General features: G+C 51.4%; 12 protein-coding genes and 1 tRNA gene. 9 read left to right on the top strand and 4 right to left on the bottom strand.

The genetic code is table 11. The annotated features are described in order from the left end of the window. The first annotated feature begins 38 nt into the window (after window positions 1-38). Window positions 39-1,403 (top strand): long-chain fatty acid transporter FadL, encoded by a 1,365-nt coding sequence (gene fadL, locus GUC22_RS07155; RefSeq protein ID WP_049249965.1) that lies wholly within the window; start codon window positions 39-41, stop codon window positions 1,401-1,403. A 62-nt stretch (window positions 1,404-1,465) separates the two neighbouring features. On the opposite strand, the gene mlaA is transcribed toward fadL, so the two are convergent. Further along, complete coding sequence (gene mlaA / locus GUC22_RS07150; RefSeq protein WP_004870841.1) at window positions 1,466-2,227, bottom strand: phospholipid-binding lipoprotein MlaA; 762 nt, start codon at window positions 2,225-2,227, stop codon at window positions 1,466-1,468. Between the two features lie 257 nt (window positions 2,228-2,484). Here mlaA and GUC22_RS07145 point away from each other — a divergent pair, with 257 nt between their 5' ends. The 4 genes from GUC22_RS07145 (at window position 2,485) to ypdK (ending at window position 5,869) form a co-directional block, all read left to right on the top strand. Next, window positions 2,485-3,381, top strand: coding sequence for a formate/nitrite transporter family protein (locus GUC22_RS07145; protein ID WP_154954868.1), 897 nt, complete (start codon window positions 2,485-2,487; stop codon window positions 3,379-3,381). A gap of 73 nt (window positions 3,382-3,454) precedes the next feature. Then, window positions 3,455-3,526, top strand: a tRNA-Arg gene (locus tag GUC22_RS07140). A gap of 485 nt (window positions 3,527-4,011) precedes the next feature. Then, entirely contained in the window at window positions 4,012-4,785 is a 774-nt protein-coding gene (locus GUC22_RS07135) for a hypothetical protein (RefSeq protein WP_004870838.1), read from the top strand. Window positions 4,786-5,797: 1,012 nt separating this feature from the next. After that, window positions 5,798-5,869, top strand: a complete 72-nt coding sequence (ypdK, locus tag GUC22_RS07130) for a membrane protein YpdK (protein ID WP_077777854.1) — start codon at window positions 5,798-5,800, stop codon at window positions 5,867-5,869. A gap of 41 nt (window positions 5,870-5,910) precedes the next feature. Here the strand turns inward: ypdK and alaC are convergent, their stop codons facing one another. Further along, the gene (alaC, locus tag GUC22_RS07125; protein WP_004123291.1) at window positions 5,911-7,149 is read right to left on the bottom strand and encodes an alanine transaminase; all 1,239 of its coding nucleotides are present in this window, start codon (window positions 7,147-7,149) and stop codon (window positions 5,911-5,913) included. A 397-nt stretch (window positions 7,150-7,546) separates the two neighbouring features. Between alaC and GUC22_RS07120 the strand changes: the two genes are divergently transcribed. Together GUC22_RS07120 and GUC22_RS07115 are read left to right on the top strand one after the other, a co-directional pair. After that, window positions 7,547-9,226: a sensor histidine kinase gene (locus GUC22_RS07120; RefSeq protein WP_162685387.1), complete on the top strand. Its 1,680-nt coding sequence runs from the start codon at window positions 7,547-7,549 to the stop codon at window positions 9,224-9,226. Window positions 9,227-9,237: 11 nt separating this feature from the next. Beyond that, entirely contained in the window at window positions 9,238-9,981 is a 744-nt protein-coding gene (locus tag GUC22_RS07115) for a LytR/AlgR family response regulator transcription factor (protein ID WP_004870833.1), read from the top strand. 45 nt (window positions 9,982-10,026) lie between these two features. On the opposite strand, the gene glk is transcribed toward GUC22_RS07115, so the two are convergent. After that, window positions 10,027-10,992, bottom strand: a complete 966-nt coding sequence (glk, locus tag GUC22_RS07110; protein WP_082236901.1) for a glucokinase — start codon at window positions 10,990-10,992, stop codon at window positions 10,027-10,029. A 254-nt stretch (window positions 10,993-11,246) separates the two neighbouring features. On the opposite strand from glk, the gene GUC22_RS07105 reads away from it, so the two are divergent. Beyond that, entirely contained in the window at window positions 11,247-12,482 is a 1,236-nt protein-coding gene (locus GUC22_RS07105; RefSeq protein ID WP_004870829.1) for an ion channel protein, read from the top strand. On the opposite strand, the gene GUC22_RS07100 is transcribed toward GUC22_RS07105, so the two are convergent. Then, window positions 12,479-14,140 (bottom strand): alpha-keto acid decarboxylase family protein, encoded by a 1,662-nt coding sequence (locus tag GUC22_RS07100; RefSeq protein WP_098066574.1) that lies wholly within the window; start codon window positions 14,138-14,140, stop codon window positions 12,479-12,481. The two genes, GUC22_RS07105 and GUC22_RS07100, sit on opposite strands and share 4 nt — an antisense overlap. A gap of 176 nt (window positions 14,141-14,316) precedes the next feature. Between GUC22_RS07100 and mgrA the strand changes: the two genes are divergently transcribed. Further along, window positions 14,317-15,309 (top strand): L-glyceraldehyde 3-phosphate reductase, encoded by a 993-nt coding sequence (gene mgrA / locus GUC22_RS07095; protein ID WP_024359299.1) that lies wholly within the window; start codon window positions 14,317-14,319, stop codon window positions 15,307-15,309. Window positions 15,310-15,368: the final 59 nt, after the last annotated feature.

Genomic DNA, 15,368 nt, shown 5'->3' with positions numbered 1-15,368 from the left:
ATTGTTTAAATAAAAAATAACTCTATGAGGTTATGGGCATGAGCCAGAAAACCCGCCTTACCCAATCTGCCCTTGCAGTGGCTGTAGCAATGGTTTCAACCCAGGCCTGGTCAGCAGGCTTTCAGCTTAACGAATTCTCTTCATCGGGCCTTGGTCGCGCCTATTCAGGTGAAGGCGCTATTGCTGATGATGCGGGCAACGCCAGCCGTAACCCGGCGTTAATTATGATGTTCGACCGTCCAACCTTCTCGGGCGGCGCCATTTTCGTCGATCCTGATGTCAACGTCACCGGCAGTTCAGTTATCGGTAATGATGCCAGCCAGGACAATATCGCGCCAACCGCATGGGTGCCGAATCTGCACTTCGTGGCGCCGATTAACGACCAGTTCGGTTGGGGGGCCTCCCTCACGTCGAACTATGGTTTAGCCACCGAGTTCAACAACGATTTTGCCGCAGGCTCGATGGGCGGTACGACCGATCTCGAAACGCTCAACCTGAACCTGAGCGGCGCATATCGCCTCAACGACCACTGGAGTTTTGGTTTGGGCTTTGACGCCGTCTACGCGCGGGCGAAATTAGAGCGCTATGCGGGCGATTTACCGGATATCATCGGCGCTCAGCTACCGGGAATGGTGAAAGCAGGCAAACTCTCCCCGGCTCAGGCGGCGGCAATTGGTCAACAGGCCGGCGGTATCAGCCGCGACACCCAAATTGCTCGTCTGAAGGGGGATGAATGGGGCTTCGGCTGGAATGCCGGTATTTTATATGAAGTCGATAAAAACAACCGCTACGGTTTGACCTATCGCTCTGAAATTAAAGTTGATTTTGATGGGGATTATAAGAGCAGCCTGCCGTCTTCCCTCAACCCCATCAACTCTGCTCTGGGCCTGGGCCTGCCGTACGGCACCGGCGGCTCCACGATTGGCGGTTCTCTGACGTTGAATCTGCCAGAAATGTGGGAAATTTCAGGGTATAACCGCGTGGCGCCAAAATGGGCCGTTCACTACAGTCTGGCTTACACCAGCTGGAGCCAGTTCCAGGAGCTGAAAGCAACCAAAACCAGCGGTGGCGAAACACTGTTCTATAAAGACGAAGGTTTTAAAGATTCCTACCGTATCGCGCTGGGTACCACCTATTATCATGACGATAACTGGACCTTCCGTACCGGTATCGCCTTTGATGATAGCCCGGTACCGGCTTCCAATCGCTCTATCTCTATTCCGGACCAGGATCGCCTGTGGCTCAGCGCCGGTACGACTTACGCCTTTAATAAAGATGCCTCAGTCGACGTCGGTGTGTCCTATATGCACGGTCAGCACGTTGAATTTACAGAAGGGCCATATACCTTTAAATCAGAAGGTAAAGCCTGGCTCTACGGCGCGAACTTCAACTACCGTTTCTGATCCTCAGCAGCAACAAAAAAGGGTGAACATCATGTTCACCCTTTTTACTTTCAACCCGTCGGTTACTGTGAATCGATATCTTTAAGATCGCCCTCAATCGCCTGGGCGTTGGGGTTCTCATTCGGAGAAAGTTTACCGCCGTTGGCGATAAAGTCGTGACGCTGGAAGTAGGCTTCACGCATTAAGATATACGGATCGGAGGACTGACGAAGCAAGCCGTCTGAATCCAGCAGCTGCGCGCGCGTTTCAACGCCCTCAACCATCCATTTACCGATAGACATCGGCCATGTCAGCCAGGAAAGAACCGGATACAAGTCATCCGCCATATCCCCCCCCTCATCACGCAGGGTGAAGCTGCCGTAGAAAGGCAATTGCACATATGGACCATAACCGACGCCATAGTGACCCAGCGTGCTACCGAAGCGCGCAGGCTCAACGCGCTGCAGTTTCGGATTCGCCATCCCGGCCACATCAACCAGGCCCCCCATCCCAAGGATGGTGTTCAGGAAGAAACGCGTAAAGTGCACCATTCCTTTATAGGGATCGCCTTTCAGGAAGGAGTTCACCATTACCGCCGGCTCTTCAAGGTTGCTGGTAAAATTACTCAGACCATTACGCGCAGGCTGCGGAACATAATCACGCCACGCCACCGCGACCGGGCGAAGGACATAGGGATCGACAACATTAAAGTTGAAGTTGAACATGGTACGGTTAAAGCCTTCAAGCGGATCTGAACGCCCCTGCGGTTGATCGCCAGAACTAGAACTGGCGCATCCCACCAGCAATGTGGCGCCAAGCGCAAGCGCCGACAGGCGAAAATTCATAGGTGTCTCCCTGTTAATTTTAGCTATCGCTGGGGGTTATCGGGGGACAGCTGCCTCCATTAAGATATCGCCCGTAAGCATGTGCCTGCTTTCAGCATAGCCTTTTTTAGCATCATTGTTGATGTCCCGATTCTATACACATTTTGCAATTTCCGTATTGCTAATCTTGTCATTGTGAAGAATTTAGGAGCTTATCCGACCCGAACAGCCGAAACCGCTCTACGATTATAATAAAGACCCATCGTTGAGGAAAAGTGATGAAACCGCAAACTCACCATGATAGTGAAGATGTTGAGGTAGAAAGTGATGAAAAACAGAATGGTGAAGAAATTGAGGTTGATGAAGAACGGCTGCCTTCACAGGCAATGGCTACCCATGAAGTGATTCGCCAGGAAGGTGAGAAAGAGCTTGAGCGCGATGCTATGGCGCTACTATGGTCAGCGATTGCCGCCGGACTTTCAATGGGGGCTTCGCTGGTCGCCAAAGGTATCTTCCATGTTCATCTTAGCGAACTTCCCGGTGGTTTTTTGCTGGAAAATCTCGGCTACACCTTTGGTTTTGTAATTGTCATCCTCGCTCGCCAACAGCTGTTTACCGAGAACACCGTGACCGCCGTCCTGCCGATTATGCATAAGCCCACGCTCGGCAATATCGGCCTGCTGTTGCGTCTATGGGGAGTCGTGCTGGCCGGTAACCTGATCGGGACCGCGATCGCCGCATGGGCGTTCGATGTGATGCCCGTGTTTGATGATCCCACTCGCGAGGCTTTTCTCAAAATTAGCCTGAAGGTGATGCAAAATCCGCCGCTGGAGATGTTTGCCAATGCGATTATCTCCGGATGGCTGGTCGCGACCATGGTATGGATGTTTCCTGCCGCGGGTTCCGCAAAGATTATCGTCATCATCCTGATGACGTGGCTTATCGCCCTGGCAGACACCACTCATATCGTGGTTGGCAGCGTCGAAATTTTCTATCTGGTGTTCAACGGAGCGCTACCGTGGCAGGAATTTATCTGGCCTTTCGCTCTGCCAACGCTTGCCGGCAACATATGCGGCGGGACCTTTATTTTCGCTTTATTAAGCCATGCGCAGATCCGCAATGACATGAGCCATGAGAAGAAAGCCCGTGCCGCTGCAGAGAGAAATAAACGCTAAGTGGCTATAGATTAAGCAGTTGGCCCGCACAAGCTTAACGCGCGCCGAAAATAACGCTATAATGCGGCGCGTCGTCCCCTTAGTTAAATGGATATAACGAGCCCCTCCTAAGGGCTAGTTGCAGGTTCGATTCCTGCAGGGGACATTCTCATCAGTTTTTCCAGACCAACAGTTAACGCCCTTCAGGTAACGCCCTTCATTTTTCGCTTTCAGTGCACCAGCAAAGCCTGGCCAGTGGTGATTTAAGAAACCGATCTACAAATTCTTGCAGACCTGATGCTTCAGGGCAGATGAATATTATCATGCCACAGGCCGTAAGAGCGGTTAGTGGAAATAAACATCTAATATTGAGTTGTTCCAGCAAGGAACGCGCTATTGATGAGATTTAAATGCCCTCAACAAATAAATAACAAACAAATCATTCATAATAAAAATATATAATATGAATTATAATAAGCATATAGCTCATATCAAATTATAGGACTTCGAATTAATGTGAATTCAAGCTAAAAATCATATGAATCGTGCTAATTCATCAAAGCATTACTAACAAATACCGTATAAGATATTTTCACTGCCAAATTAACATCAACAACACAAAAGTAACCATCTCGTAAGAAGAAAGTAATTATGATTAGTAAAACCGAAAGAAACATATGGAAACAAAACAATATCCCGCCGTTAGAATATTGTTCCATTTCCCGCGCGCAAAAGCTGCTAGATTGTGAGATTGAAGATTTACTCCACTGGCATGATATCGGTGCAATAAACCTGTGCGTAAAATTAACTAGCATCACAGGAACGTTAAATATTGCTCTGACTCAGAATAAAGAAAGCATAAACAAACGATCTCTTTATAGTGTGAATCAAAGCGATACTTTAAAAAAAAACGAAGCGACATGGTCGTATTATTCCAGGGTAGATCGAGTTTTAGAGCTGAAAGATAGCGTTTCGGCTATAGAGACGCAGCAAGGTAACCATGCAATACAAATCCAGCTTAAAGCGATTGTTTCTGGGCTTTGGTATGTTACCTCAAAAAATCTTGGAGAACTGCTAGAATGCCCCGAACACAACCATTTAGCAAAAGAGGTTAGTGCAATAAATCCTGCTAACAACACTCTTTTTTGCCATTTTTCTCCAGATAATAGTAGTAATCTGCCAATATCGATCAATAAAATTTACATTATCAGCAAGGATGTAGAGAAGATTTATGAGCATACCATAAGCAGTCGCCCCCTTGAGCTCGCCAGGGAGCCCACGATTATTTTAAATAAAAAGATCATTAATGAACCTCAATTCACTTTACAAAATAAAACCCTTACTGACTTCATTGATGAATTCATGAAATTAAACCCTGAGCTCGATAAGAAATCCCTCTACGTTAATGAGAATCTTGATGTGTAATATGAGATTTGCGAAAAGAGTAAAAATGAGATAGATAGTGTTAACGCGGCGCTGAACAATACAATAAATGATCCATAGCCGCCCTCTGATATTACAAAAATGTCAATTAGAATAGTCCGTGCTCTGCTGCCGAAGAGAAGGTAATTTATAGCTGAAAATGCGTACAGGAGTATCTTTTCATCTGCTAGCTGGCTTTATACTTCACTCCCCTGTTTTACTATGATCTTTAGCTACTTCAGTTAAATTATCTCGTATCAACTAGCATAGCGCTTTGCCTGGCGATAGCGGCAAATTCGTGCATACCAGCATGGCTCCGACTCCCTGAACGTTGTATCAACCAGACGGATCTTTCCAGTCGTTCAGGAGCCGTCAAATCTTCAGTTGGCGTACGCTTATTGCGGGAAGAAGCAATCATTGCCTGTTTCATCGTCATACTCCGCAGACGAAGCGAAGGGGTATTGGTCAGCGGCATCCTGCTGGTACAGAGGGCAGCGGCCAAACTAACGGAGCGCTTCAGTTACCTATCCTGGCCAGGCTTAAAGGCACTGGCCTTATCGCTTATCGGCTCTACGGTTTTATTTCGCGCTTGTGTCTTAGCATTACTTTTCACCCTCGCACGCTCTTCGTACGAATAGCGCCTTTCGAAATGATTAACTTCCTGAATCCGCCCGCTATCCCTCCCCCGCTTTCAGGCAGAAAAAAGCCCAAAATCAAACAACTATATCAGTACGAAAATCATCGTTGATGGCCGTCGCCAGAATAAAATTTAATACCGAATGAAATTAATGTGTCGTCGAATCACGACACTCGTAAGTAACTAAAAATTAATAAAAAAATGGCTCTTGTTTCCCTCATTTTTTAGGCGTACATTAGCGCCATCTGGAGCAGTTTGAGCTCAGAATTTACAGCTATCGCCCTTGAAAAAAGTGAATTTTTTGTGAGCGATAGTTGAACAAACAACGAAGGTCAAATTCATTTAAGGCGTCTCGCCGAGATCGCGGAGTGATGAGTCGTGAAATATTTTTTAATGGGCATTTCTTTTATGGTCATCGTTTGGGCCGGGACTTTCGCCCTGATGATCTAGCTGTAACGGTGTTAAAAAAAGGAGCCTCTCGGCTCCTTTTTTTATTCGTTGCTTTCGCTGGTTAGCTTCGTCGATGCGGGCAGCAGTCCGTCTGCACGGAACATGGATTTAATGCCGCGCACCGCCTGGCGGATACGATCGCGATTCTCAATTAAAGCGAAGCGTACGTGGGTATCGCCATAATCCCCGAAGCCGATACCCGGCGAAACGCAGACTTTAGCATCCTGCAGCAGCTTTTTAGCGAACTCCAGCGAGCCCATCGCCGCATACTGTTCAGGGATCTTCGCCCATACATACATTGACGCCTTCGGACATTCCACCATCCATCCGGCCTCATGCAGCCCTTTCACCAGCACATCGCGACGGCGCTTATACTGCTCGGCAATGTCGCGAACGCACTGCTGATCGCCTTCAAGCGCCGCAATGGCTGCAACCTGTAGAGGGGTGAAGGTGCCGTAGTCGTGGTAGCTTTTAATACGCGCCAGCGCATTAACCAACGTTTTGTTGCCAACCATAAAGCCGATACGCCAGCCCGCCATATTGTAGCTTTTCGATAGCGTAAAGAATTCGACGGCGACATCTCGCGCACCGGGAACCTGCATAATAGAGGGCGCTTTCCAGCCATCATAAACAATATCGGCGTAGGCCAGATCGTGCACAACCAGTACGTCATAACGCTTCGCCAGCGCCACGACTTTCTCAAAGAACTCCAGTTCGACGCACTGCGCGGTCGGGTTGGAAGGGAAACCGAGGATCATCATTTTCGGCTTCGGGTAACTCTCACGAATGGCGCGCTCAAGCTCGTTAAAGAAATCTACGCCTTCAACCAGAGGTACCGAGCGCACCTGGGCTCCGGCGATCACCGCACCGTAAATGTGAATAGGATAGCTGGGATTGGGCACCAGTACGGTGTCGCCATGGTCAAGCGTCGCCAGCATCAGATGCGCCAGGCCCTCTTTTGAACCAATGGTCACTATCGCTTCTGATTCCGGATCGATCTCAACGTTATAACGCTCTTGATACCAACGTGAAATCGCCCGGCGCAGGCGCGGAATTCCGCGAGAGGTGGAATAGCCGTGCGTATCGGGACGCTGGGCAACGGTGCATAGCTTCTCGACGATATGCGGCGGGGTCGCGCCATCGGGGTTACCCATGCTGAAATCAATAATATCTTCGCCGCGGCGTCGCGCAGCCATTTTCAGTTCAGCGGTGATATTAAAAACGTACGGGGGGAGACGATCGATACGCGTAAAACGGCGTTCAGGACTGAATTCAGCCATAGATTCCTCGGATTAACGTTAGCGCCCGGACCGTCCGAGCGACGCTGCTGCATGTGCAGCACGTTTAGAAAATAACCCGAAAAAATTCCCGCTGTCGAGGGGAAAGGCAAAAAAAAATTCTGGCGTTAAAAACGGGCATCAGTTCAGCAAAATAGGGCAGCAATGTTCTTTACCCACCTCGCTTAACTCATTAAAATTAACATATTGATATCTATAATTTTACTTGAATCATTTCTCATCGGTAGACGCTGTTGAATCTCAGGCCTTTATCATTAATCCCCTTTTATTTGTAATACTTTTCCCTATTCATCCCTTCAGCTGGCCTTCTGCCGCGAGGTTTTCTATCATATTGCTTTCTCGCGATTAACACGGCGCATACATGCACGAAATATTTACTATGCTGCTGGCGGTTTTTGACCGTGCGGCATTAATGCTGATTTGTCTCTTTTTCCTCATTCGCCTGCGCCTGTTTCGTGAACTTCTGCATAAATCCGCGCATACGCCAAAAGAGCTGCTGGCCGTTACCGCGATCTTCTCTCTCTTTGCCCTGTTCAGTACCTGGTCAGGCGTACCGGTCGAAGGATCGCTGGTCAACGTGCGTATTATCGCAGTCATGTCCGGCGGGATCCTATTCGGTCCCTGGGTTGGGGCGATTGTCGGCGCGATCGCCGGGATACATCGCTACCTGATCGATATCGATGGCGTCACCGCCGTCCCCTGTTTTATTACCAGCATCGTCGCCGGTCTGCTCTCCGGTTTTATCAGTCGTAAAGTACCGAAAGCGCAGCGCTGGAAAGCGGGGATCCTCGCCGGGATGCTATGTGAGACGTTAACCATGATCCTCGTGGTCGTATGGGCGCCTTCGTTGGCGTTGGGGATCGATATCGTGTCAAAAATCGGTATTCCGATGATCCTCGGCAGCGTATGTATCGGCTTTATCGTTTTGCTGGTGCAGAGCGTTGAGGGAGAAAAGGAAGCCAGCGCCGCCCGCCAGGCAAAACTGGCGCTCGACATCGCCAACAAAACGCTACCGCTGTTTCGCCACGTCAATAGCGAGTCCCTGCGTCAGGTATGCGATATTATCCGCCGCGATATCAATGCCGATGCTGTCGCCATTACCAATACCCAGCAGGTGATGGCCTACGTCGGTGTCGGGGAAATCAACTACCGCGATAACGACGACGTTATCAGCCCGACGACGCAGCAGGCGATCCGCTATGGAAAAATCATTATCAAAAACAATGATGAAGCTCATCGGACGCCGGAAATACACTCCATGCTGGTCATTCCGCTGTGGGAAAAAGGCGTCGTCACCGGTACGCTAAAAATCTATTACTGCCACGCGCACCGCATCACCTCTTCATTGCAGGAAATGGCGATTGGCCTGTCGCAAATCATCTCCACGCAGCTGGAGGTCTCCCGCGCTGAACAGCTCCGAGAAATGGCCAATAAAGCCGAACTGCGCGCGCTGCAGAGTAAAATTAATCCCCATTTCTTATTTAATGCCCTGAACGCCATTTCGTCGTCGATTCGCATGAATCCAGACACCGCGCGTCAGCTAATTTTTAATTTGTCGCGCTATTTACGCTACAACATTGAATTAAAAGATGATGAACAAATAGATATCAAAAGGGAGCTGTATCAAATCAAGGATTATATCGCGATTGAACAGGCTCGCTTCGGCGATAAGCTGACGGTGATTTATGATATTGATGATGAAGTCAGTTTTATGATCCCCAGCCTGCTTATTCAGCCGCTGGTGGAGAATGCTATCGTCCACGGAATTCAGCCCTGCAAAGGAAAAGGCGTGGTGACCATCGGCATTAATGAGTGCGGGAATCGAGTACGGATTAGCGTTCGCGATACGGGGAACGGTATCGACCCCGCGGTGGTAGCAAGGGTAGAAGCTGACGAAATGCCGGGAAATAAAATCGGTTTACTCAACGTTCATCACCGGGTCAAGCTACTGTACGGAGAAGGCCTGCATATCCGACGCCTGACGCCGGGGACCGAAATCGCTTTCTATGTGCCAACCCAATACGCGCCTCAGGTGGCTACGGAGTCGCTGCTGTCATGAGCGGAGATAAAATGAAAGTCATCATTGTGGAAGATGAGTTCCTCGCGCAGCAAGAGCTCACCTGGTTGATTAATACCCATAGCGAAATGGAGATTGTCGGTACCTTTGACGACGGACTCGATGTGCTGAAGTTTTTACAGCACAACAAAGTCGACGCTATTTTTCTCGATATCAACATCCCGTCGCTGGATGGCGTACTGCTGGCGCAAAACATCAGCCAGTTCGCGCATAAGCCCTTTATCGTTTTTATTACCGCGTGGAAAGAGCATGCGGTGGAAGCCTTTGAGCTGGAGGCGTTCGATTACATCCTTAAACCCTACCAGGAATCGCGCATTATCAACATGCTGCAAAAGCTGACCGGCGCCTGGCTGCAACAGCAGCAGGCTAGCACAGCTACCGGAGCAGCGCCCAATCCGACCCGGGAAAACGACACGATTAATCTGATTAAAGATGAGCGGATTATCGTCACCAGCATCCACGATATTTACTACGCGGAAGCACATGAAAAGATGACGTTTGTTTATACCCGGAAGGAATCGTTCGTGATGCCGATGAATATCACGGAATTCTGCAACAAGCTGCCGCCCGCACACTTTTTTCGCTGTCACCGCTCGTACTGCGTCAATCTGAACAAAATTCGCGAAATCGAACCCTGGTTCAACAACACCTATATTCTGCGGCTTCGTGACCTTGAGTTTCAGGTTCCGGTGAGCCGCAGCAAGGTGAAAGAGTTTCGCCAGCTCATGCATCTGTAGGATTTCTTACCCAAATAAACGTTTTATTCGGGTAAGATTCGGCGCTTACAGAACCTGCCCGAGCGTCTGACGCAGGTGCGCGCCGGAGCCCAGCAGTCCCGGATTGTCGTGAACGATCAGATACACCGGAATATCCTGGACGAAGGCTTTAAACCGGCCTTTATCTTCAAATCCGCCGCGAAAACCGGACGCTTTAAAGAATTCGAGGAAACGCGGCACAATGCCGCCAGCAATATACACGCCGCCAAAGGTACCGAGCGTCAGCGCCAGGTTACCGCCAAATCGCCCCATAATGACGCAAAACAGCGACAGGGCGCGACGACAATCGATGCAGGTATCGGCCAGCGCGCGTTCGGTGACATCTTTAGGCTGCAGGTTTTCCGGCAGACGCCCATCAGACTTCACGATCGCATGATAAAGATTGACCAACCCGGGCCCAGATAATACGCGTTCGGCGGAGACGTGCCCTAGCTCGGAACGCAGCTCTTCCAGAATAATGCCTTCTTCTTCACTATTGGGCGCGAAATCCACATGGCCGCCCTCGCCCGGCAGACTCACCCAGCGTTTATCAACATGTACCAGATGAGCAACGCCCAGCCCGGTACCTGCGCCATAGACGGCAATCGGCTTACCTTCCACCGGCTTCGCGCCGCCAAACTGAATCAGATGTTCAGCTTTCAGCATGGGGATTGCCATCGACACCGCAGTAAAATCGTTAATGATTTCCAGATGCGAGAAACCCAGGTTCTTTTTCATCTCAGCGATAGAAAATGCCCAGGTGTGGTTGGTCATCGCCACCCAGTCGCCGGTAATCGGACAGGCGATGGCAATACAGCCGTCTTCTACCTGGACGTTATGCTCTTCCAGATAGACCTGAACAACGGCTTCAAGACTGGGATAATCGAGCCCGGAATAGGTCTTGGCACGGGATATTTCCCCGCTTGTAAGATCGCATAACGCCAGACGGGCATTCGTTCCGCCAACGTCCCCTACTAAAGCAAATTTTGTCATTCCGTTACGGCTCCGCTAAAGTCAAAATGATTCTTTGGCACACTCTAAATTCATGACGACCTAACAACAACGACCAACGTATAAGTGCCCTTTGTTTAGCGACCCATGTCACAGTTAGGCTGTAATTTATGAAAATATTGTGCGGCACGATCGTCAGGCTACCTCGTTACTTTATCGTTTCAGCACCATTTGCGCCAACGTCCTAAACGCGTACGGGCAAAGTAGTGCTTCGAAATTTTCAGAAGGATATTTTCATGCTGCACCCGCGCGCCAGAACGATGCTGTTATTATCGATACCCGCAATCGTGATCGGTATTGCTGCCAGCCTGGTATTGATTGTGGCGATGAAAACGGCAGCCATGTTGCAGAAGATTCTCTGGAGTAACCTGCCAGGAGCTCTGGGCATGAACGCCAGCGGCCCTTTCTGGACGATCGCTATTCTCACCTGCACCGGCATTGCCGTAGGTCTGGTCGTACGTTTTAGCCCAGGGCACGCCGGACCCGATCCGGCCACCGAGTCGCTCATTGGCGCCCCGGTGAGCCCCAGCGCGCTGCCCGGCCTGCTCGCGGCGCTGATAATTGGCCTGGCAGGCGGCGTTAGCCTGGGGCCGGAACATCCTATTATGGTAATTAATATCGCTCTGACGGTGGCCCTTGGTTCACGCATTTTCCCCCGCGTCAGCGCGCTCGACTGGACGATCCTCGCCTCTTCCGGCACCATCGGAGCGCTATTCGGTACGCCTGTTGCTGCGGCGCTGATCTTTTCGCAAACGCTGAACAGCAGTAACGATGTCCCGCTCTGGGACCGGCTCTTCGCACCATTGCTTGCCGCGGCGGCGGGCTCTTTGACCACCGGGCTATTTTTCCACCCCAATTTTTCGTTACCTATCGCGCAGTACAATCAGTGGCAGCTTGTCGATATCTTTAGCGGGGCTATCGTTACGCTTATTGCTATTGCCGTCGGCATGGTTGGCGTTTGGTGCTTACCGCGTTTACACGCGCTGATGCAACGGCTGAAAAATCCGATCTTAACCCTCGGTATTGGCGGATTTTTATTGGGGATCCTGGGCGTCATCGGTGGACATATTACCCTGTTCAAAGGCCTCGAAGAAATGCAGCAATTAGCCTTTAGCCAGACATTGACCGCCAGCGATTTCATGCTTATTGCTTTGGTGAAGATGGCGGCGCTGGTGCTGGCTGCCGCCTGCGGCTTTCGCGGCGGGCGGATTTTCCCGGCGGTGTTCGTCGGCGTCGCGCTCGGACTGATGCTTCACGCGCACGTGGATGCCGTCCCGGCCGCTATCACCGTTTCCTGCGCGATCCTCGGACTGACGCTGGTGGTGACGCGCGATGGCTGGTTGAGCCTGTTTATGGCAGCGGTCGTGGTGCCAGACTCCACGTTACTTCCGCTGCTGTGCATCGTTATGCTTCCCGCCTGGCTATTACTTGCCGGGAAACCGCTGATGATCGCCAAACGCCCCAACGATTAAACGCGGCTGTTTCTCTCTTCCAGTGCCTGAGTGACCGTACGCAGAAAATCGGGGATATCCATTTTTGGCAGTATCACCTCCACCAGCGTCAGCCTGTCTGAGGCGACGCTGCTATTCATCGCTTCCTGTAGTTCCTGCGTGCGCGTCACTCGCCAGCAGCGGGAGGGGACGTCCGGAGCGAAAGCGTCAGGCAGACGATTCCAGTCCCAGAGCGCAATATCGTTGTAGCGTTGCTCGGGACCGTGAATCGCGCGCTCGACCGTATAGCCTTCGTTGTTGAGCAACAAAATCAGCGGACGCTGCTTATCTCTGAGCATCGATCCCAGCTCCTGAATAGTTAACTGCGCAGCGCCATCGCCAACAATCAGCACCACCCTTCTCTCCGCTGCCGCGATTTGCGCCCCGTAGGCCGCAGGAAGGGTAAAGCCTATCGATCCCCATAACGGCTGGACGATCAGCGTCGCGTCGACCGGAAGCTTAAGCGCAGCGGCGCCAAAAGCGGCGGTACCCTGATCGGCAAGGATAATATCTCCAGGACGGAGCTGTTTCTGTACCGTATTCCAGAAGTTTTTCTGCGTCAGGCTCCCCTCTGGCGCGCCGCTCACGCCGGGCGCCTGAATATTCGGCGAAACCCATTCTGCCGCCAGGCTGGCAGAGAGCTCGATTAAAATGGCGAGCGCCTTTTCCATGGGAATCCGGCTGAACCAGCGATCGGCAACCCGAACGGCAAAGGGCTGTATTTCTATCGTTTTTTCCAGTGGAAGGTGCTGGGTAAAACCGGCGGTAATAGTGTCGGTAAAACGCGTACCGATACAAATAATGGTATCCGCGTTTTCGATAGCATCGCGAGTCTCCTCCGCACTGGCTATCCCGCTATACGTCCCGACAAAACCGCTCTGTTGCTCATCAAAAAGACCTTTGCCCATGAGCATCGTGGCGTAAGCAACGGGTACCTTCGCCACCCACTCACGAAGAGCGTTTTGTAACCCATAGCGCTGGGCGAGAAAATCGGCCAGCAGCGATACGCGACGGCTGCTTCTTAGCATCCGTCCGGCGTGCTCGCGGAAACCCGCCAGCTGGTTCTCATCGGCGGGCAGCCCCTGAATAAGCAAACGATGAGCAGGCGGCGTGGTCTTTGCCTTCGCCACATCGGCCGGCAGCATCAGATAACCAGGACGATGATGGGTGAGCATTTCGCTCAGAACCCGGTCTATTTCATGGCAGGCATTTCCCGCCGCCAGCACCGCCTGAGAGCAGGTAATTTGTTCACTCATACGCGAAAAATGGCTGAAATCGCCATCGCCAAGCGTATGGTGCAGCAGCTCGCCGCGCTGCTGGGCGCCGGTACAGGGAGCACCGACGATATGCAGGACCGGTACATGTTCAGCGTAGCTCCCGGCGATGCCGTTCAGCGCGCTCAGCTCGCCGACGCCATAGGTGGTCAACAGCGCGCCTGCGCCCTTGATACGCGCATAGCCATCAGCGGCATAGGCCGCGTTTAGCTCATTTGCACAACCCACCCACCCTAAATTCCGATGCGCAATAACGCTGTCGAGAAACTGTAAATTGTAATCACCAGGTACGCCAAACAAGCGGTCTATACCGCAGTCTACGAGACGATCCAGCAGATAATCGCCAATGGTGTAAGTCGGTTGCATATCCCCACTCTCCTCTCATGCAGATAAGTTGAGTATTGAATAAGCAGTTGCGCTGTCCACATTGCACCCAACAAATGCGGTGGCAAGTAAAATTTACGCGTTCAGGGAGTATACTCGGCGCCAAAGATTCTTTAGTGTAAACGTATACACAACCCTGTTTTATCTGCGGAGGAAGTATGGTTTACCAGGCAAACGCCACGCGATATCAAACGATGGAATACCGCCGCTGCGGTCATAGCGGACTAAAGCTACCGGCAGTTTCTCTGGGGCTTTGGCATAATTTTGGCGATGAAACGCGGGTGGAAACCAGCCGTCAGCTTCTGCGTCACGCATTCGATCTCGGCATAACCCATTTCGATTTAGCCAATAACTACGGGCCACCGCCGGGATCGGCGGAGAGCAATTTTGGCCGTATTCTGAAAGAGGATTTTTTGCCCTATCGCGATGAGCTGATCATCTCCAGCAAAGCCGGTTACACCATGTGGGACGGCCCCTATGGCGACTGGGGATCGCGCAAGTACCTGATCGCCAGCCTCGATCAAAGCCTTAAACGAATGGGCCTGGACTATATCGACATTTTCTACCACCACCGCCCTGACCCCGAAACGCCGCTGCTGGAAACCATGCGCGCGCTGGACCACATCGTCCGCCAGGGCAAGGCGCTGTACGTCGGCTTGTCTAATTATCCGCTCGAACAGGCCCGGCAAGCCGTCAACATCCTTAACGATCTCGGCACGCCGTGCCTGATTCATCAGCCAAAATATTCGATGTTTGAACGCTGGGTCGAAGAGGGATTACTGGATTTCCTGCACACCTCGGGGGTGGGAAGTATAGCGTTTTCACCGCTGGCGGGCGGCCAGTTAACCAACCGTTACCTGCACGGCATTCCGGCTGACTCCCGCGCCGCCAGCGGTAGCCGGTTCCTGCAACCGGATCAGCTTACCGAAAGCAAACTGGAAAAAGTTCGCCAGCTGGACGCGCTGGCCGAATCCCGCGGACAGAAGCTTTCGCAGATGGCGCTGGCCTGGGTGCTGCGCGATGAGAAAGTCACTTCGGTACTGATTGGCGCCAGTAAAACCTCGCAGCTCGACGATGCGGTTGGCATGCTGGAAAACCGCCATTTCAGCGCCGAAGAGCGGGCAACCATCGACGCGATCCTTGCGGTGTAAATTCATTGTTACTTTAGCAAAAAGTGCTCTCACTGGCGATTTAGGAGTTCCTCCGATAC

The organism is Klebsiella sp. MPUS7 (assembly GCF_009905335.1).
Taxonomy (GTDB): domain Bacteria; phylum Pseudomonadota; class Gammaproteobacteria; order Enterobacterales; family Enterobacteriaceae; genus Klebsiella; species Klebsiella grimontii.
Note: the sequence above shows the minus strand (reverse complement) of the source record. Positions and strands in the feature narration are given on the sequence as shown.

What these genes read in the sequence shown, in the direction of transcription:
- fadL (WP_049249965.1), top strand. Translation starts at nt 39, where the DNA reads ATGAGCCAGAAAACCCGCCTTACCCAATCTGCCCTTGCAGTGGCTGTA.
- mlaA (WP_004870841.1), bottom strand. Translation starts at nt 2,227, where the DNA reads ATGAATTTTCGCCTGTCGGCGCTTGCGCTTGGCGCCACATTGCTGGTG.
- GUC22_RS07145 (WP_154954868.1), top strand. Translation starts at nt 2,485, where the DNA reads ATGAAACCGCAAACTCACCATGATAGTGAAGATGTTGAGGTAGAAAGT.
- GUC22_RS07135 (WP_004870838.1), top strand. Translation starts at nt 4,012, where the DNA reads ATGATTAGTAAAACCGAAAGAAACATATGGAAACAAAACAATATCCCG.
- alaC (WP_004123291.1), bottom strand. Translation starts at nt 7,149, where the DNA reads ATGGCTGAATTCAGTCCTGAACGCCGTTTTACGCGTATCGATCGTCTC.
- GUC22_RS07120 (WP_162685387.1), top strand. Translation starts at nt 7,547, where the DNA reads ATGCTGCTGGCGGTTTTTGACCGTGCGGCATTAATGCTGATTTGTCTC.
- GUC22_RS07115 (WP_004870833.1), top strand. Translation starts at nt 9,238, where the DNA reads ATGAAAGTCATCATTGTGGAAGATGAGTTCCTCGCGCAGCAAGAGCTC.
- glk (WP_082236901.1), bottom strand. Translation starts at nt 10,992, where the DNA reads ATGACAAAATTTGCTTTAGTAGGGGACGTTGGCGGAACGAATGCCCGT.
- GUC22_RS07105 (WP_004870829.1), top strand. Translation starts at nt 11,247, where the DNA reads ATGCTGCACCCGCGCGCCAGAACGATGCTGTTATTATCGATACCCGCA.
- GUC22_RS07100 (WP_098066574.1), bottom strand. Translation starts at nt 14,140, where the DNA reads ATGCAACCGACTTACACCATTGGCGATTATCTGCTGGATCGTCTCGTA.
- mgrA (WP_024359299.1), top strand. Translation starts at nt 14,317, where the DNA reads ATGGTTTACCAGGCAAACGCCACGCGATATCAAACGATGGAATACCGC.